Source organism: Sulfurifustis variabilis (assembly GCF_002355415.1).
GTDB lineage: Bacteria > Pseudomonadota > Gammaproteobacteria > Acidiferrobacterales > Sulfurifustaceae > Sulfurifustis > Sulfurifustis variabilis.
In genome coordinates this window covers 2,328,282-2,344,439 of sequence record NZ_AP014936.1, presented here as the reverse complement: position 1 = coordinate 2,344,439, position 16,158 = coordinate 2,328,282, and the positions used below count along the sequence as shown (strand labels likewise).

General features: G+C 67.4%; 18 protein-coding genes. 6 read left to right on the top strand and 12 right to left on the bottom strand.

The window, feature by feature from the left end; genetic code table 11:
* Positions 1-3: 3 nt before the first annotated feature.
* Positions 4-1,179, bottom strand: a complete 1,176-nt coding sequence (locus SVA_RS11135; protein WP_096461292.1) for a hypothetical protein — start codon at positions 1,177-1,179, stop codon at positions 4-6.
* Between the two features lie 90 nt (positions 1,180-1,269).
* Between SVA_RS11135 and SVA_RS11130 the strand changes: the two genes are divergently transcribed.
* Positions 1,270-1,614: a thioredoxin family protein gene (locus tag SVA_RS11130; protein WP_096461291.1), complete on the top strand. Its 345-nt coding sequence runs from the start codon at positions 1,270-1,272 to the stop codon at positions 1,612-1,614.
* Here the strand turns inward: SVA_RS11130 and SVA_RS11125 are convergent.
* From SVA_RS11125 to SVA_RS11115, 3 genes are read right to left on the bottom strand one after another with little or no spacing between them, the layout of a single operon-like run.
* Complete coding sequence (locus SVA_RS11125) at positions 1,611-2,459, bottom strand: hypothetical protein (RefSeq protein WP_096461290.1); 849 nt, start codon at positions 2,457-2,459, stop codon at positions 1,611-1,613. The genes SVA_RS11130 and SVA_RS11125 overlap by 4 nt on opposite strands.
* The gene (locus tag SVA_RS11120) at positions 2,456-2,929 is read right to left on the bottom strand and encodes a C40 family peptidase (RefSeq protein WP_096461289.1); all 474 of its coding nucleotides are present in this window, start codon (positions 2,927-2,929) and stop codon (positions 2,456-2,458) included. The genes SVA_RS11125 and SVA_RS11120 overlap by 4 nt, the downstream gene beginning before the upstream one ends.
* Before the next feature lie 3 nt (positions 2,930-2,932).
* Positions 2,933-3,436 (bottom strand): DUF7931 domain-containing protein, encoded by a 504-nt coding sequence (locus SVA_RS11115; protein ID WP_096461288.1) that lies wholly within the window; start codon positions 3,434-3,436, stop codon positions 2,933-2,935.
* A 67-nt stretch (positions 3,437-3,503) separates the two neighbouring features.
* Between SVA_RS11115 and SVA_RS11110 the strand changes: the two genes are divergently transcribed.
* The gene (locus SVA_RS11110) at positions 3,504-3,956 is read left to right on the top strand and encodes a hypothetical protein (protein ID WP_096461287.1); all 453 of its coding nucleotides are present in this window, start codon (positions 3,504-3,506) and stop codon (positions 3,954-3,956) included.
* Here the strand turns inward: SVA_RS11110 and purB are convergent.
* From purB to SVA_RS11095, 3 genes are read right to left on the bottom strand one after another with little or no spacing between them, the layout of a single operon-like run.
* The gene (purB, locus tag SVA_RS11105; protein ID WP_096461286.1) at positions 3,953-5,353 is read right to left on the bottom strand and encodes an adenylosuccinate lyase; all 1,401 of its coding nucleotides are present in this window, start codon (positions 5,351-5,353) and stop codon (positions 3,953-3,955) included. The two genes, SVA_RS11110 and purB, sit on opposite strands and share 4 nt — an antisense overlap.
* 37 nt (positions 5,354-5,390) lie before the next feature.
* Positions 5,391-6,503, bottom strand: a complete 1,113-nt coding sequence (gene mnmA, locus SVA_RS11100; RefSeq protein WP_096461285.1) for a tRNA 2-thiouridine(34) synthase MnmA — start codon at positions 6,501-6,503, stop codon at positions 5,391-5,393.
* Positions 6,500-6,958, bottom strand: a complete 459-nt coding sequence (locus tag SVA_RS11095) for an NUDIX hydrolase (protein ID WP_096461284.1) — start codon at positions 6,956-6,958, stop codon at positions 6,500-6,502. Before SVA_RS11095 ends, mnmA begins: the two co-directional genes overlap by 4 nt.
* A 209-nt stretch (positions 6,959-7,167) precedes the next feature.
* Between SVA_RS11095 and aceA the strand changes: the two genes are divergently transcribed.
* A complete protein-coding gene (aceA, locus tag SVA_RS11090) occupies positions 7,168-8,475 on the top strand; it encodes an isocitrate lyase (RefSeq protein ID WP_096461283.1) in 1,308 nt (435 codons plus the stop codon).
* Between the two features lie 102 nt (positions 8,476-8,577).
* A complete protein-coding gene (icd, locus tag SVA_RS11085) occupies positions 8,578-9,912 on the top strand; it encodes an NADP-dependent isocitrate dehydrogenase (RefSeq protein WP_096461282.1) in 1,335 nt (444 codons plus the stop codon).
* A 109-nt stretch (positions 9,913-10,021) separates the two neighbouring features.
* On the opposite strand, the gene SVA_RS11080 is transcribed toward icd, so the two are convergent.
* Positions 10,022-10,231: a cold-shock protein gene (locus tag SVA_RS11080; RefSeq protein ID WP_096461281.1), complete on the bottom strand. Its 210-nt coding sequence runs from the start codon at positions 10,229-10,231 to the stop codon at positions 10,022-10,024.
* Positions 10,232-10,521: 290 nt separating this feature from the next.
* On the opposite strand from SVA_RS11080, the gene clpS reads away from it, so the two are divergent.
* Both clpS and clpA read left to right on the top strand, forming a co-directional pair.
* Entirely contained in the window at positions 10,522-10,839 is a 318-nt protein-coding gene (gene clpS / locus SVA_RS11075; protein ID WP_096461280.1) for an ATP-dependent Clp protease adapter ClpS, read from the top strand.
* Between the two features lie 42 nt (positions 10,840-10,881).
* Entirely contained in the window at positions 10,882-13,161 is a 2,280-nt protein-coding gene (clpA, locus tag SVA_RS11070; protein WP_096461279.1) for an ATP-dependent Clp protease ATP-binding subunit ClpA, read from the top strand.
* Positions 13,162-13,225: 64 nt separating this feature from the next.
* On the opposite strand, the gene infA is transcribed toward clpA, so the two are convergent.
* The 4 genes from infA to SVA_RS11050 form a co-directional block, all read right to left on the bottom strand.
* Positions 13,226-13,444: a translation initiation factor IF-1 gene (infA, locus tag SVA_RS11065; RefSeq protein ID WP_096461278.1), complete on the bottom strand. Its 219-nt coding sequence runs from the start codon at positions 13,442-13,444 to the stop codon at positions 13,226-13,228.
* Between the two features lie 90 nt (positions 13,445-13,534).
* The gene (locus SVA_RS11060; RefSeq protein WP_096461277.1) at positions 13,535-14,260 is read right to left on the bottom strand and encodes an arginyltransferase; all 726 of its coding nucleotides are present in this window, start codon (positions 14,258-14,260) and stop codon (positions 13,535-13,537) included.
* A 9-nt stretch (positions 14,261-14,269) separates the two neighbouring features.
* The gene (gene aat / locus SVA_RS11055) at positions 14,270-14,977 is read right to left on the bottom strand and encodes a leucyl/phenylalanyl-tRNA--protein transferase (RefSeq protein WP_096461276.1); all 708 of its coding nucleotides are present in this window, start codon (positions 14,975-14,977) and stop codon (positions 14,270-14,272) included.
* A gap of 2 nt (positions 14,978-14,979) precedes the next feature.
* On the bottom strand, positions 14,980-16,158 hold the full coding sequence (locus SVA_RS11050) for a GNAT family N-acetyltransferase (RefSeq protein WP_096461275.1): 1,179 nt from the start codon (positions 16,156-16,158) through the stop codon (positions 14,980-14,982).

Genomic DNA, 16,158 nt, shown 5'->3' with positions numbered 1-16,158 from the left:
CGACTAGCGAGGAAGGTGGAGAAGCCTCCGGTGCTCCCGGAGCCTTTTCCCGTACGCCCGCCGCTCGGTGGCCCAGGCCGCGCCCCAGTCCATATCGGGACGGACGAGCGCGCGGCAGAGCGCCAGCAATCCGTCGACGTCATCGAGATAGACGAACTCCGGCGCTGGTCCCTGGTTCCCGCGACTGTCGGGCCCGCCCTCGAAACCCTGGTTGTGGTAGTTGCCGAGCGGCACGGAGATGCCGATCGCGTCCAGGCCGTAGACGGTGGCGGCGGTCGCCTCGCACGTCCCGCCGTCCATGACGCGGCGCTGGTGCCGGTCCGGGAGCACCCGCGTGGCGACGCGCGCGAGCACGTCGAGGGGATCGGGCGCGAACACCGTGCGCCTGTCGCCGAGGCGCACCACCGGGCCCTTGCCGATCAGCGCGCCCGGCAGGGTGCGCGAGGTCTCGAGGCTCACGCAGACGACCGGACGCCGGGCGGACCGGAGCCAGCCGAGCTCGAGGTGTCCGATCGCCCCGACGAAGCCGACCTCCTCGGCGCGCGTGAGCAATCCCAGAAAAGGCGCTGCCCGCCGGCGGGCCCACGCGTCGATAGCGGTGGCCAGGATAGCGAAGACGCCGACGAGGTCGTCCGCGGCCTTCGTGTAGAGGCGTTTGCCCGACTGCCAGACCGGCGCGCGGAAGTGAAAGCCGCCGTAGAGGTCGGTCGCCTCCGGCCGCCGGCCTTGCCAATGCGACTCGCGCACGACCACCTCGGCCGTGTCGAGCGCGCGGCGCGAGCGCGCGAGCGCGGCCTTCGTGATGCGGCCCTCCGCGACGAAGCCCGCGCCGTCGCGGGCAAGCCACACGGGCGCGCCGACGAGGCGGTTTACCGGCGAACCGCCGTGCCACTTCACCCGCAACCGGGTGGCCGACACCCAGCGCACGCCGTGAAACCCCGGGTGATCCATGTGTGCGATAAACACCGGGAGCGTACCCGCGGCGGCGTCGCGCACCAGCCGCAGGTACCCCGTGCGCGAGGCGCAGCCGACGACGACGTTCCCGACCGGATCGACGAAGTGCGGGACGCCGTGCGCCGCGAGCGTGCGCGCGACGAAATCGACCACGTGGCTTTCGCGAAACGGCGCTGTCGGTCGGGCGAGGAGGGACGTGAGGAGCGAGAGCCGCTTCGGTGACATCCCGCGACTATAGCGCGTTCGGGAAGCGGGGGCCCGGTTGTCGCCCGTCCGCACGCGTGCTAGCGTGCGCGCTCTTCGGCGACAAACCGAATGTCCTCCCCGCTGATTTTCGACGTGACCGAAGCCGACTTCGAGCGGCTCGTGCTGGAAGCCTCGCACGCCGCGCTCGTCGCGGTCGACTTCTGGGCCGACTGGTGCCCTCCGTGCCGCGCGCTAACGCCGGTGCTCGAGCGCGTGGTGCCCGACTATGCGGGAAGGGTGCGTCTCGCGAAGGTCGAGGCCGACGAAAACATGCGCCTGGCCGGCCGTTACCGGCTTCGTGGATTTCCTACCGTCATCCTGTTCGGAAAGGGCCTGGAGATCGACCGCTTCAGCAGTGCGCGGGCCGAAGGTTTCGTGCGCGCCTTCCTCGACGCCCGTCTCGCACCCGCCTAGTCGACCCTCAGCAGGACGGCGTGCCGCTCCTGCGACTGCGTCCGACCGGCGGTAAGGATCTCCCGGTGCACGTCCGAGGCGGCGCCGAGGATTTCCCCGAGATCGATCCACTCGCCCAGGCGTGCCGTCACTGTCGTGCGCAGCTCCTGGAAGGTCACGACGCCGTCCGGCGTCCGCGAGGTCGTGAGGCGCGGCGTGATCTCGAGGTGCACGGTCTCGCCGCGCAAGCGCGGGCTTACCTCGAAACCGCTCGTGGCGTCCTCGAACACGACGCTCCGCCCGACGACGACGGAGCGGCCGCCGAGGGCGAGGACCCGATGCACGTGCGGGACGGACTGCCCGACGCGTATGTACGCCTTCTGGCCGTCCTGGACGCGCAAGGTCTGCACGAACGCGCTGTCCTCCGTGCCGGCGCGGGCTTGCGCTCCATACGTGACGTGGCCGTCGCCGACGCGCACCCCCGTCGAAGGCCGATCGTGCACCGGCAGGCGCACGGTGGCGCGGTCGTCGACGTGGATGCGTCCCCGCATGCCGTGTTCCGCTCCCGCGGTTCCCCGCGTACTGTCCCGCCGGACGGTGATCGTCAGATTTCGCGCCGCGACGTCGACCGTCGCGAGCACGCGCTCGATTTCCTTGAACCGCTGCGGATCGGTACGGAGGAGCAACAGAAAGCCGGTGCCGCTCGCCCCGTCCCCGGGGCCGAGCAGCGGACGCACGAGCGGGAGCACCTCCGCGGCCGGGCGATGCCGAAGCTCGATCGTGTGCACGCCCTCCGCGCGCGCGGTCAGGGCCGGCGACGGGAGCAGCGCGGCGGCGAGGAGCCAGAGCCCCGCGCGCGCCGTCATTCGATCAGAGGCCGGCGCGCCTCGTGAAAGTGGCGCCGCCAGTACGGGTCGGTGATGTCGGCCACGTAAACCGACTTGCCGCTCGAGGGGGCGTGCACGAAACGGTTGTTGCCGAGGTAAATGCCGACGTGCGAGGCGCGCTTGCCTTCCTGGTTGAAGAACAGGAGGTCACCGCGCCGGAGCTGGCGCCGGGACACCGGGTGCGACCGCGCGCGCTGGGCCTTCGTGCTGCGCGGGATCCGGGCCCCGGCCCGGGCATAGCTGTACTGGACGAGTCCGCTGCAGTCGAATCCCCGCGGGCTGCTCCCGCCGTAGCGGTAGGGCACGCCGACCATCCGCAACGCGTGCTCGGCCGCGCGCGTGCCGACCTCGGCGGTTTGCGGGCGGGTCGGCGCGGAGGAGCAGGCGCCCAGGGCGACCGCGAGCAGGGCGGGCACGACGGCAAGACGAAGGCGGCAGGCGACAATCATCGATCACAACCCGAGCGGTCGCAGGGACGCGGGGATCCCGCGCGCCCACATGTCCTCGAACGTCTCGGAAAGCGCGATGGCCTCGCGCCGGGCGGCGCCGTGGCGGCCGTCGATTCCGGAGCCGTCGGGCAGCAGCAGGTACTCGCGCCGGTCGATCAGCACGAAGAGATCCGGGCGCCCGCGGTCGTGCTCCGCGATCCCGCGCAACTGGATGGCGTCGCTCAGGCGGCGCAGCACCTCGGCGAGCCGCACGTGTTCGCGGGCGAGGACGACCGGATCGTCCACGAGGAGGCGGACCAGGTTCTGGCGATGCCGGGCGGCGAACGCGGCGAGCTCCGCGACGAAGCGCTCGTTGTCCAGGTAGGACGGTTCGGGCCGCGCGGCGAAGACCGCGACCTCGCGCTGCGCCCTGGCGAGGAGCGGCGGCATGGCGTCGCGGAGCGCTTCGCGGCCGCGCAGCCCCGTTCCCTCCGCGGATTCCTGGTTGACGGCCCTCGATTCCGGCATGGCCTGCTGCCCGTTGTCCGGATTTGACCTATAAGTATAGGCAATGCCCGAACCACGGAGGAATTGCATGCGCACGCACGTACAGGTGGCTTTGGGAGCCACCGCGGCATTCTTCTTGCTCTCGGGGTTGAGCCTGGTCGTCGCCCCCGAGGCGACGCACGCGCTTTACTCGCGCGACGCGCTCAACCCGGCCATGACCGGGATGCACGGCGCTTCGCTGTTTGCGTTCGCAACGCTCTTTCTGATCGCCACCCACGAACCGGCGAAACCGATCGTGCACGCCTCCGCCGTCGCGTTGTTTTTCTATGGCGCGGGCGTGGGTTATCAGGCGTTCTTCATGCGAACGATGCCGCTGTCCGCGCCGGTGGTCGCCAGCCTTATCGTGAGTCTCGCGGTGGCCGCCTTTCTGGCGATCTCGCTGACCGAACCGGCTGCGGCAACGTCGGCGACGCGCAGCGTGAAGGCGGCTCCGCGGCGACGGCGCCCGCGCGCGGCGCAGCCGCGGCGGGCTCGCGCCTAGCGCGTGTCCTGCGCGATCGCCACCGCCTGGGCGGCGGCGTTCCCCGTGTAGCCGGCCGGTGTCAATGCCAGCAACCGCTGCTTGGCATCGTCCGGTATGGACAGGGCTCGGATGAACGCCTGCAGGCTCTGGCGATTGATGCCCTTGCCGCGGGTGAGCGCCTTCAGTTTTTCATAGGGCTCTTCGACGCCGTAGCGGCGCATCACCGTCTGCACGGCCTCGGCCAGGACCTCCCAGTTGTCGTCCAGATCCCGCGCGAGGCGGTCGGCGTCGACCTCGAGCTTGCCCAGGCCGCGCAGGCAGGATTCGTAGGCGAGCAACGCGTAGCCCAGCGCGACGCCGAGGTTGCGCAGCACCGTCGAATCGGTGAGATCGCGCTGCCAGCGGCTCACCGGCAGCTTGCTCGAGAGGTGATGGAGCAGCGCGTTCGCGAGGCCGAGGTTGCCCTCGGAGTTCTCGAAATCGATCGGGTTCACCTTGTGCGGCATGGTCGAGGAGCCGACCTCCTGCGCCGCCACCTTCTGCCTGAAGTAGCCGAGCGCAATGTAGGCCCACACATCGCGGTTGAAGTCGAGCAGTATCGTGTTCAACCGCGCCATCGCATCGGCGATCTCGGCGATGTAGTCGTGCGGCTCGATCTGGGTCGTGTACGGATTCCAGGCGAGGCCGAGGTTCTCGACGAAGCCCTTCGCCACGGCCACCCAGTTGACTTCCGGGTACGCGACGAGATGTGCGTTGTAGTTGCCGACGGCACCGTTGATCTTTCCGAGGATCGGCACCGCGGCGAGCGCGGCGCGGGCGCGCCGGAGCCGGTATGCGAAGTTCGCCATTTCCTTGCCGAGCGTCGTGGGCGAGGCGGGCTGGCCGTGCGTGCGCGAGAGCATGGGCTGGTCGGCATGCCGTACGGCGAGCTCCCCGATCGCGGCGATGAGCCGGTCGAGGCGCGGGAGCATGACCGCGTCGCGACCCTCGCGGATCATGAGGCCGTAGGCGAGGTTGTTGATGTCCTCCGACGTGCAGGCGAAGTGGATGAACTCCCCGCACCGCTCGATCTCCGTGTTACCGCGCGTGCGCTCTTTCAGGAAGTACTCCACCGCCTTCACGTCGTGGTTCGTCGTCGCCTCGATCTCCTTGATCCGTTCCGCGTCGGCGAGGGAAAAACCGCTCAGGATGTCCTCGAGAAGCCGCATCGTGGCGGGAGTAAAGGGGGGCACCTCGCCCACCTGAGGCTGGGCCGAAAGCGCGAGCAGCCAGTGTACCTCGACCTGCACGCGCAGCCGGATCAGACCGTACTCGCTGAAGAGCGCGCGCAACGGTGCGACCTTGGCCTCGTAGCGGCCGTCCAGCGGGGAGAGCGCGGTCAGCGGATGGAGGCCGGGCGACGCGGGGGAGCTCATGGCCGGTTCGACTCCTCGTTGAAAAAGCGGCGGTATTCTAGCAGGCGGCGTGCGCGCGGACGCGGGTTCCGGCGCCGTCCGTCGCGCGCGCGATCACCCCGCCGCCGAGGCACGCCTCGTCGTCGTAGAACACGACCGACTGTCCGGGGGTGAGCGCGCGCTGCGGCACGTCGAAGCGCACCCGGTATCCCGTTTCGCCGACGCCTTCCACCCGACACGGCTGCTCGGGCTGCCGGTAGCGGGTCTTCGCGAAAAGTCGCGTCCCGTCGGGCGGAGGCGCATCGACCCAATGCAAATCCGTGGCCTCGAGCTCAAGGTGGTAGAGCGCCGGATGGTCCTCGCCCTGCGCCACGTACAGCGTGTTGCTGGCGAGATCCTTGCCGGCGACGTACCAGGCGGCGCCCGGACCGCCGAGGCCGAGCCCGTGCCGCTGCCCGAGCGTGTAGTACATGAGCCCGTCGTGGCGCCCCTTCAGTTCGCCCTCGGTATCGCGGATCGGCCCGGGCTGGGCCGGCAGGTAGTGCTCGAGGAAGGCGCGGTAGTTGCGTTCGCCGATGAAACATATCCCGGTCGAGTCGCGGCGGGCGTGATTCGGGAGACCCGCCTCGCGTGCGATCGTCCGGACCTCGGGCTTGGTCAGGTGGCCGATCGGGAAGAGCGTGCGCGACAGCTGTGCCCGACCCAGCGTGTACAGGAAGTACGTCTGGTCCTTTTGCCTGTCCGCCGCCTTGAGCAGGCGCCAGCGGCCGTCCCTTGACGCGACCCTGGCGTAATGGCCGGTCGCGATCCGCCCGGCGCCGAGTGTCTGCGCGTGCTCGAGGAAGGCCCTGAACTTGATTTCCTTGTTGCAGAGGACGTCGGGGTTGGGCGTGCGGCCGGCGCGGTGCTCCTCGAGGAAGTAGCGAAACACGCGGTCCCAGTACTCCGCGGAAAAGTTCACGGCGTGGAGCGGTATCCCGAGGTGGTCGCACACGGCGTGCGCCGCGCGATAGTCTTCGGCCGCGGCGCAGCGCTCCGCGGTGTCGTCCTCTTCCCAGTTCTTCATGAAAGCGCCGACCACGTCGAAACCCGCGCGAACGAGGAGCAGGGCGGCGACGGCGGAATCGACTCCGCCCGAGAGCCCGACCACGACGCGCTCCCGCGTCGTCATGGCGTTCCCCCGGCGAGGTCGGCCAGGAGACCCAGAGGAAAGCGACGCCCCTCGAGAAAGTCGTCGACGCAGCGCTGGACCAGAGGGCTGCGATGACGGTCGGATGCCGCCCTGAGTTCCTCGGGCGTGAGCCAGACCGCCTGCGCGATGCCCTCGTCGAGACGTCGCGCGGGTTCGTGGTCCACCACGCGGCCGGCGAAGGCAAAGCGCAGATAGGTCACCGGCCGTCCAGGATGGGGCCACCTGTAGATGCCGACCAGCGCTTCCGGCCGGAAGTGCCATGCCGTCTCCTCGAGCGTCTCCCGAACCACGGCCTCGATGAGGCTCTCGCCCTCGTCGAGATGACCGGCGGGCTGGTTCAGCACGAGGCGGCCGTCGGCGGTCTCTTCGACCAGCAAGAAGCGGCCGTCGCGTTCGACGACGGCCGCCACGGTGACATTCGGCTTCCAGATCATCGCCTAATGGTATCAAAGACATCGGGGAATCCGGGGCGGGCGCCGCAACGACGGCCGCGCCAGCGTATTGATGTAACAAATACTAACTATTGAGATAATTAACTTGTCAAATACTTCGCCGCTTCCCTATCTTGCGTAAGAGGCCAGCCGCGTCGCCCATCCCGTGTCAATTCCATGTGCGCGGCACTCCCCATCCTTGGAGGGACGTCATGAACCGCGAGCAAGTCATCCGGGAGCTGGAACAGGACTGGAAGCAGAATCCGCGCTGGAGAGGCGTTACGCGCGGATACGCGCCGCAGGAGGTGGTGCGGCTGAGGGGCACCGTCCAGGTCGAGCACACCCTGGCCCGTCTCGGCGCCGAGAAGTTGTGGAAGCGCCTGCAGACCGAGGACTACGTCCACGCGCTCGGCGCCCTGACCGGCAACCAGGCCATGCAAATGGCGAAGGCCGGCCTCAAGGCGATTTACCTGAGCGGCTGGCAGGTCGCGGCCGACGCGAACAACGCCGGGCAGATGTACCCCGACCAGAGCCTCTACCCGGCGGACAGCGTCCCCGCCGTGGTCCGACGGATCAACAACGCGTTCCGGCGGGCCGACGAGATCTACGCCGCGGAAGGCCGGGAAGACATCGACTGGTTCGTGCCCATCGTCGCCGACGCCGAGGCGGGGTTCGGGGGCGTGCTCAACGCCTTCGAGCTCATGAAGGCCATGATCGAGGCCGGCGCGGCAGGCGTGCATTTCGAGGACCAGCTATCTTCCGCGAAGAAGTGCGGACACATGGGCGGGAAGGTACTGGTCCCGACGCAGGAGGCCGTGCAAAAGCTGATCGCGGCGCGCTTCGCCGCCGACGTGATGGGCGTGCCGACGATCGTGGTCGGTCGCACCGATGCGCTCGGCGCCAACCTCATCACGAGCGATATCGACCCCCGCGACCGCGAGTTCCTGACCGGGGAGCGCACGAGCGAGGGCTTTTTCCGCGTTCACGCCGGCATGGAGCAGGCCATCTCCCGCGGCCTCGCCTACGCCCCGTACGCCGACCTTATATGGTGCGAGACGTCGAAACCGGATCTGGCGGGCGCCCGGCGTTTCGCCGAGGCGATCAAGGCCAAGTTCCCCGACCGGATGCTCGCGTACAACTGCTCGCCGTCCTTCAACTGGAAGAAGCACCTGGACGACACGACGATCGCCAAATTCCAGCGGGAACTGGCGGCGATGGGCTACAAGTTCCAGTTCATTACCCTGGCCGGCTTCCACGCCCTCAACTACGGCATGTTCGACCTCGCGGACCGTTACCGCGACCAGGGCATGACGGCCTACGTCGAGCTGCAGGAGGCCGAGTTCCGCGCCGAGCCGCGTGGTTATACGGCCACCAAGCACCAGCGCGAGGTGGGTGCCGGTTACTTCGACCAGGTCACTCAGGCGGTCATGGGCGGTGCGTCCTCCACCACCGCCCTCGCCGGGTCGACCGAGGAAGAACAGTTCGAGACGCGCCGGGCGCCGAGTCGCGCCCGCGCCTGATCGACCGATCCTCCCTTTGGCCCGGGGCAGGCTTGCCCCGGGCCTTTCTTTTTGCCGCCCGCTATACTTACGCGCCTCCGAAGCACGGCGAAGACGACCACGATGGTTTACGACAAGATTCAGATCCCCGCGAAGGGCGAGCGCATCACCGTCAATCCGGACTTCAGCGTGAACGTCCCCGATCACCCGCTCGTTCCCTTCGTCGAGGGCGATGGTATCGGCATAGACGTGACCCCGGTGATGCGGCGCGTCACCGACGCCGCGGTGCGGAAGGCATACGGCGACAAGCGCTCGATCGCCTGGATGGAGGTGTACGCCGGCGAGAAAGCCCTGAAGCTGTACGGCAGCAACACCTGGCTTCCGGACGAGACCCTCGATGCGCTGCGACGCTACGTCGTGTCCATCAAGGGGCCGCTCACGACCCCCGTGGGCGGCGGCATCCGTTCCCTCAACGTCACCATGCGCCAGGTGCTCGACCTGTACGCGTGCGTGCGGCCGATCCGGTTCTTTCCGGGCACGCCGACTCCCCTCAAGGAGTCGGAATCGGAGCTGACGGACATGGTCGTGTTCCGCGAGAACACCGAGGACATCTACGCCGGGATCGAGTGGCCCGCGGACTCCGCCGAGGTGAAGAAGGTGATCAACTTCCTTCAGAGGGAGATGGGCGTCACCCAGATCCGCTTCCCGGCCAGCTCGGCGATCGGCATCAAGCCGGTGTCGCGCGAAGGCTCGGAACGGCTCATCCGCAAGGCGCTCAAGTACGCTGTGGAGAACGACCGTCGCTCGGTGTCGCTCGTGCACAAGGGCAACATCATGAAGTACACGGAGGGGGCGTTCCGGAACTGGGGTTACGACGTGGCCCGGCACGAGTTCGGAGCACAGCCGATCGGCGACGGTCCGTGGTGCCGTTTCCGCAATCCGCGAACCGGCCAGGAGATCGTCGTGAAAGACGTCATCGCGGACAACTTTCTCCAGCAGATCCTGCTCCGGCCGGAGGACTACGACGTCATCGCGACGCTCAACCTGAACGGCGACTACATCTCCGACGCGCTGGCCGCGCAGGTCGGCGGCATCGGTATCGCGCCCGGAGGCAACATCGGCGACGGCGTGGCAGTTTTCGAGGCGACCCACGGCACCGCGCCCAAGTATGCCGGCAAGAACCAGGTGAACCCCGGTTCCATGATCCTGTCCGCCGAGATGATGCTGCGCTACATGGGCTGGACCGAGGCCGCGGATCTCATCATCAGGGGGGTCGCCGGCGCGATCGCGGCCCGGACCGTGACGTACGACCTGGCACGTGCGCGCACGGCGATTACCGCGCCGCACAAACCGGGCGAGCACCCGAAGGCCACCGAAGAGGTCGCGCGCCTCATGCCCGGCGCGACGCTCGTCTCCTGCTCGGGCTTCGGCGAGGCCGTCGTGAAACACATGCAGTAGCGTTCGGGAGGATCCCCGGGCCGGCGCGGGACGGAAAAGAAAAACCCGGCCTGGGCCGGGTCTCAGGGAAAAAGTCGCTGATAATTTTTGATGGAAGTGGCGACGCGGTCTACTTTGACAAGCTGCGGATACGGGAAGCCTGTGGGCCCTTGGGTCCTTCCTGGACCTCGTACTCCACCTGCTGGCCTTCCTTGAGCGTCTTGTAGCCGTCCATTTCGATGGCGGAGAAGTGTGCGAACACATCGTCTCCGCCGTCGCTCGGGGTGATGAATCCGTACCCCTTGCTGGCGTTAAACCACTTCACGGTTCCTATTGCCATAACATCCCCCTAGCTACAGCGGAACAAACTCCGCTGTGGTACGTCACAGAATGCGTTCATCCCTGCGCGCAGACTCCCGTGCTCGCTGCGCGGAAGGGGCGAAGGCAGAACAATGATCCTTCTTTTTCGTCGTTAGTCAAGCAAGCGAGCGGGGGGATGTCCGCCTGCGCACAAAATTCGTGCCATGGCGCCCGGGGTTGAATTTTTGGCCCGGGGTCTCAAAATGGGAGGCGTTTTCCCGTTGCTCGCACAACGTTCTCGCATTAGGAACTTGGTCTAAGCTTGCAAATATGAAAGAGAAACAGCCGCAGCTTCCGGAGGGCCCGGTTGTTCAGGAAGCGCGTCCTAAACTCGCCCGGCCGATTCTCTATAAAGTGATTCTGCTGAATGACGATTACACGCCCATGGACTTCGTCGTCGCGATACTCGAGCGATTCTTTTATAAGACGCGCGAGGAGGCGACGCGGATCATGTTGCACGTGCACAACAAGGGGATCGGTATCTGCGGCATCTATACGAGGGAGATTGCGGAAACCAAGGTTCGGCAGGTACTGGCATTTGCCCAGGAGCACCAGCACCCGCTCCAGTGTACGCTGGAGCCCGAGTAACCATTATTAAGTAGCGCGGGCCCTGGCCCGGAGGTTCGGTCGATGCTTTCCCAGGAACTGGAGCTGTCCCTGAATGCCGCCTTCCAGGCGGCGCGCGAGAAGCGCCACGAATTCATCACCGTCGAGCACCTGCTCATGGCGCTGCTGGACAACCCGTCCGCGGCCCGGGTGCTGCGGGCGTGCGGCGGAAACATCGACGAGCTGAGGCGCAACCTGACCCATTTCCTCAGCGAGAACGTCCCGGTCCTGCCGCCGAACAGCAAGATCGACACGCAGCCGACCATCGGCTTCCAGCGGGTGATCCAGCGTGCCGTGCTGCACGTGCAGGGCGTGGGCAAGAAGGAGGTGACGGGCGCGAACGTCCTGGTCGCGATCTTCGGCGAGAAGGAGTCGCACGCGATCTACTTTCTGCACAAGCAGAACATCAGCCGTTTCGACGTCGTCAACTACATCTCGCACGGCATCTCGAAGGTGCCGGGAGAAGGGCAGGGTGAGCTGCCGGCTCCCGAGGACAACGACGAGGCCTCCCCGTCCGGCGAGAAGAGTCCGCTCGACTCGTTCTGCGTGAACCTGAACGAACAGGCGCGCCTGGGGAAGATCGACCCGCTGATCGGGCGCGAGCGCGAGGTCGAGCGCACCATCCAGGTGCTCTGCCGGCGACGCAAGAACAACCCGCTCTTCGTCGGCGAAGCGGGCGTGGGCAAGACGGCCATCGCCGAGGGGCTCGCCAAGAAAATCGTGGACGGCGAGGTGCCCGAGGTGCTCTCGCACAGCACGATCTACGCGCTCGACATGGGCGCGCTGCTCGCCGGGACCAAGTACCGCGGCGATTTCGAGAAGCGGCTGAAGGCCGTGCTCCACCACCTCAAGCGCCAGGAACACGCGGTCCTCTTCATCGACGAGATCCACACGATCATCGGCGCCGGGGCGGCTTCGGGCGGCGCCATGGACGCCTCCAACCTCCTGAAGCCCGTGCTCTCGACCGGTGAGCTCAAGTGCATCGGCTCGACGACGTACCAGGAATACCGGAACATCTTCGAGAAGGATCGGGCGCTCTCGCGTCGGTTCCAGAAGATCGACGTGACCGAGCCCTCGGTGGACGAGACCTTCGAGATTCTCAAGGGCCTGAAGACGCGCTTCGAGCGCCACCACAGCGTGCGTTACACGAACCAGGCGCTGCGCTCGGCCGTCGAGCTCTCCCATCGTTACATCAACGACCGGCATCTTCCGGACAAGGCGATCGACGTCATCGACGAGGCGGGTGCGAGCCAGCAGCTCATGGCGCCCAGCAAGCGCAAGAAGACGATCGGCGTCCACGACATCGAAGGCATTGTCGCGAAGATGGCGCGCATCCCGCCCAAGACCGTGTCCTCCTCGGACATCGAGTCGCTGCGCAACCTGGAACGCGACCTCAAGATGGTGGTGTTCGGCCAGGACGAAGCGATCGAGGCCCTCGCGACCTCCATCAAGCTGTCGCGCTCGGGACTCGGCCAGCCCGAGAAGCCGGTCGGCTGTTATCTCTTTTCCGGCCCCACGGGCGTCGGCAAGACCGAGGTGACGCGCCAGCTGGCGCGCGTGCTCGGCGTGGAGCTCATCCGCTTCGACATGTCGGAGTACATGGAGCGGCACACCGTGTCGCGCCTCATCGGGGCGCCTCCGGGCTACGTCGGCTTCGACCAGGGCGGACTGCTCACGGAGGCGATCACCAAGCACCCGCACTCGGTGCTGCTGCTCGACGAGATCGAGAAGGCGCACCCGGACGTGTTCAACCTGCTGCTGCAGGTGATGGACCACGGCACGTTGACCGACAACAACGGGCGCAAGGCCGACTTCCGCAACGTCATCCTGGTAATGACGACGAACGCCGGCGCGCAGCAGGTCAGCCGGGCGTCGATCGGCTTCACGCAGCAGGACCACACCGGCGACGACGTTCAGGAGATCAAGCGGATGTTCAGCCCGGAGTTCCGCAACCGTCTGGACGCGACCATCCGCTTCAAGCCGCTCGACGACGAGACGATCATGCACGTGGTCAACAAGTTTGTGCTCGAGCTCGAGGCCCAGCTGGCCGACAAGCACGTGACCATCGAGCTGGACGAGGCGGCGCGCCGCTGGCTCGCCAGGCACGGACACGACGTCGCCATGGGCGCCCGCCCGATGGCGCGCCTGATTCAGGAGAAGGTGAAGAAGCCGCTCGCCGACCAGCTCCTGTTCGGTCGCCTTTCGGGGGGCGGCCACGTGAAAGTCACGCTGGGCCCGGACGGGGACGACCTGGCGCTGGCCTTCGAGGCCGCCCGGAGAACCGCCGAGGAGTCGACGCACTGAAAGCGGCCCCGGAAAGGGGCCGCTTCGTTTCGTCTGCTTTCGCGTTTCGGCCGGACGGCCGACACTAGCGGGCGCGGAACGTGATCCGGCCCTTGGAGAGGTCGTACGGGGTGAGCTGTACCGTCACGCGGTCGCCGGTGAGGATACGAATATAGTTCTTCCGCATCTTGCCCGAGATGTGCGCGGTCACCATGTGACCGTTGTCGAGCTTCACCCGAAACAGTGTGTTGGGCAGGGTCTCGACGATGGTGCCCTCCATCTCAATATGCTCTTCTTTCGCCACGCGCCTCTGAAAATGTGAAACAGCCGGGTTTGACTGGCGGCGTATGATGCCCCAGTCGTCCCCGGTCGTAAAGTTCGCGGCCGAACGGACTCAGGGAAGGAGGGGCGAGGCGAGCTCGGTCCAGCGACCGTTGCGGTAGACCTCGAGCGGCCGGAAGTTCGCCTTGTAGGCCATCTTCGGGCTTTCGGCGATCCAGTAGCCGAGGTAGACCCAGGGGAGACCGAGGCGGCGCGCGTGCTCGACTTCCCATAATACGGCGAAAGTGCCGAGGCCGCGTGCGGATTCGTCCGGGTCATAGAAGGTGTAGACCGCGGACAGCCCGTCGTTGAGCCGATCGACGATCGCGACCCCGAGCAGCCGCTCCGCCAACCGCATCTCGAAGAACACGGTGTCCACCTGGCGGCCCAGGAGGAAGCTCAGGTACTTCTGCGGATCCGGGTCGTCCATGCCGCCGCCGGGGTGCCGTCGTGCCTGGTATCTGACGTACAGGTCGAAGTGTTCCTGCACATACGCGCCCGTGACCGGCGCGACGCGCACATCGAGGTTGCGTCGCCACACCCGCCGCTGTCCGCGCGCGGGCCGGAAGCGCGCGGTGGGAATGCGCACGGGGACGCACGCCGTGCAGTCGCGGCAGTGGGGGCGGTAGATGAGATCGCCGCTGCGCCGGAACCCGAGACGCGTGAACGCGCCGTAGCGTTCGCGATCCAGCGGATAGCGCGGATCGATGAAGAGCGTCGTCGCGGTCTTGCCCGGCAGGTAGCTGCACGGGTGCGGCATGGACAGGAAGATGTCCGGGGCGCGCTGGTGTCCGCTCATGGGGCCACGCTAAACAAGCGCCAGATGGGTGTCAAAGCGCCAGGACCCCGTCCGTCCGGGCAGCCGCAGCGCCGATTCGAGGAGAGCCAGGTAGTGGCGCCGCCGGATCGTCTCCGCGCCGAGACTCTCCAGGTGGAGCGTCGGGAGCTGGCAGTCGATAAAGCGAAATCCCCACTGCTCGAGCTGACGAACGAGGTGGGCGAGCGCGACTTTCGACGCGTCGGACGCGTGGCTGAACATCGATTCCCCGAAGAAGGCGCCGCCAAGCGCGACCCCGTAGAGCCCGCCGACCAGTTCGTCGCCCCGCCAGGTCTCGACCGAGTGTCCGTGCCCTTGCTCGTGCAGCCGTCCGTATGCCTCGCTCATCTCGGGCGTGATCCACGTCCCGCCGCCGGGGTTGGCGCGCCGCGGGCCCGCGCAGGCGGCCACTACCGCGGAGAAGGCGCGGTCGAGCGTCACCGTGTAGCGACCGCCGCGCAGCACCTTTCGCAGGCTGCGGGAGATCTTGAGCTTGTGGGGCAGAAGCACCGCGCGCGGATCGGGTGACCACCAGAGTATGGGCTGGCCGTCGTTGTACCAGGGGAAGATGCCGCAGCGGTAGGCTTCGAGCAGGCGCTCGGCCCGCAGGTCGCCGCCGATCGCGAGCAAGCCCTCGGGCGAGGCGAGGTCGACCGGCGGGAAACGGACGTCGGACGAGTTGGGGTTGAGCACGAACATGATCAGACCCGCTCGGAACGCGTTCCCCCATTTTCCGCGACCGTCGCCTTGAAAGGCAAATGCTCCCGGAGCTCGTCCATGTAGCCGGCGACTGCCAGCTGCTCGCGACTCAGAAAGTCGGCGACCGCGCCGCTGAACCGGGGGTGCGCGAGCCAGTGGGACGAGTAGGTGGCGACCGGCGCGAACCCGCGCGCAACCTTGTGCTCGCCCTGCGCGCCCGCTTCGTAGCGCTTCAAGCCTGCGGCGATGCAGTACTCGATGGCCGCGTAGTAGCAGGTCTCGAAGTGCAGGCCGTTCACGCCCGGACGCCCGCCCCAATAGCGCCCGTAGAGCGCTTCGTCGCCCCGAAAGTTCAACGCGGCGGCGATGCAGGCGCCCGATTGTTCGGCCATCACCAGCACCACGCGCTCCGGCAGGCGCCGGCCGATGGCGTGAAAGAATTCCCGGGAAAGGTAGGGAACGCCCTCGTATCGCGCGATCGTGGAGCGATAGAAACGGTAAAGCGCCTCCCAGTCGCGCGCTTCGGCCGCGCCGCCCGAAACCACGCGGAGTCGCACGCCGGCCTCGCGCACGTAACGCCGCTCCTGCCGGATCTTCTTGCGCTTGTTCGCCGTGAAGCGCGACAGAAAGTCGTCGAAGTCGCGGTAGCCGGAGTTCGACCAATGAAACTGGTACCCCGTGCGTTTGAGCAGCCCGCGGGCAGCCAGGAAGTCCGCTTCGGGCTCCGTGGGAAATAGCCAGTGCAGCGAGGACGCCTCGAGCTCGCGGGCGAGGGCGAGGGCACCGTCCAGGAGTCGGCCCGTCACCTCGGAACGGTCGCTTGCCGGGTCGACGAGCAGCCGCGGGCCGGTGGCCGGCGTAAACGGGACGGCGGCCACGAGCTTGGGGTAGTACGCGTGTCCGGCGCGAGCGTAAGCCCGGGCCCAGGCCCAGTCGAAGACGTACTCGCCGTAGGAGTGCGTCTTCAGGTAGAGCGGTACGGCGCCGACGAGCCGTTCGGCGCGCGCATCGTGGTACAGCGCGAGGTGGCGAGGTTGCCAGCCCGTGTCGGCGCCGACGCAGCCCGTTTCCTCGAGGGTGCGGAGGAATTCGTGGCGCACGAAGGGACTGCCGCCCAGGTCGAGCGCATTCCACTCGTGGGGCGGGACGGCCGACAGATCCGGAAGGACGCGGAGGTGCAT

What these genes read in the sequence shown, in the direction of transcription:
- SVA_RS11135 (WP_096461292.1), bottom strand. Translation starts at nt 1,179, where the DNA reads ATGTCACCGAAGCGGCTCTCGCTCCTCACGTCCCTCCTCGCCCGACCG.
- SVA_RS11130 (WP_096461291.1), top strand. Translation starts at nt 1,270, where the DNA reads ATGTCCTCCCCGCTGATTTTCGACGTGACCGAAGCCGACTTCGAGCGG.
- SVA_RS11125 (WP_096461290.1), bottom strand. Translation starts at nt 2,459, where the DNA reads ATGACGGCGCGCGCGGGGCTCTGGCTCCTCGCCGCCGCGCTGCTCCCG.
- SVA_RS11120 (WP_096461289.1), bottom strand. Translation starts at nt 2,929, where the DNA reads ATGATTGTCGCCTGCCGCCTTCGTCTTGCCGTCGTGCCCGCCCTGCTC.
- SVA_RS11115 (WP_096461288.1), bottom strand. Translation starts at nt 3,436, where the DNA reads ATGCCGGAATCGAGGGCCGTCAACCAGGAATCCGCGGAGGGAACGGGG.
- SVA_RS11110 (WP_096461287.1), top strand. Translation starts at nt 3,504, where the DNA reads ATGCGCACGCACGTACAGGTGGCTTTGGGAGCCACCGCGGCATTCTTC.
- purB (WP_096461286.1), bottom strand. Translation starts at nt 5,353, where the DNA reads ATGAGCTCCCCCGCGTCGCCCGGCCTCCATCCGCTGACCGCGCTCTCC.
- mnmA (WP_096461285.1), bottom strand. Translation starts at nt 6,503, where the DNA reads ATGACGACGCGGGAGCGCGTCGTGGTCGGGCTCTCGGGCGGAGTCGAT.
- SVA_RS11095 (WP_096461284.1), bottom strand. Translation starts at nt 6,958, where the DNA reads ATGATCTGGAAGCCGAATGTCACCGTGGCGGCCGTCGTCGAACGCGAC.
- aceA (WP_096461283.1), top strand. Translation starts at nt 7,168, where the DNA reads ATGAACCGCGAGCAAGTCATCCGGGAGCTGGAACAGGACTGGAAGCAG.
- icd (WP_096461282.1), top strand. Translation starts at nt 8,578, where the DNA reads ATGGTTTACGACAAGATTCAGATCCCCGCGAAGGGCGAGCGCATCACC.
- SVA_RS11080 (WP_096461281.1), bottom strand. Translation starts at nt 10,231, where the DNA reads ATGGCAATAGGAACCGTGAAGTGGTTTAACGCCAGCAAGGGGTACGGA.
- clpS (WP_096461280.1), top strand. Translation starts at nt 10,522, where the DNA reads ATGAAAGAGAAACAGCCGCAGCTTCCGGAGGGCCCGGTTGTTCAGGAA.
- clpA (WP_096461279.1), top strand. Translation starts at nt 10,882, where the DNA reads ATGCTTTCCCAGGAACTGGAGCTGTCCCTGAATGCCGCCTTCCAGGCG.
- SVA_RS11060 (WP_096461277.1), bottom strand. Translation starts at nt 14,260, where the DNA reads ATGAGCGGACACCAGCGCGCCCCGGACATCTTCCTGTCCATGCCGCAC.
- aat (WP_096461276.1), bottom strand. Translation starts at nt 14,977, where the DNA reads ATGTTCGTGCTCAACCCCAACTCGTCCGACGTCCGTTTCCCGCCGGTC.
- SVA_RS11050 (WP_096461275.1), bottom strand. Translation starts at nt 16,158, where the DNA reads ATGCACCTCCGCGTCCTTCCGGATCTGTCGGCCGTCCCGCCCCACGAG.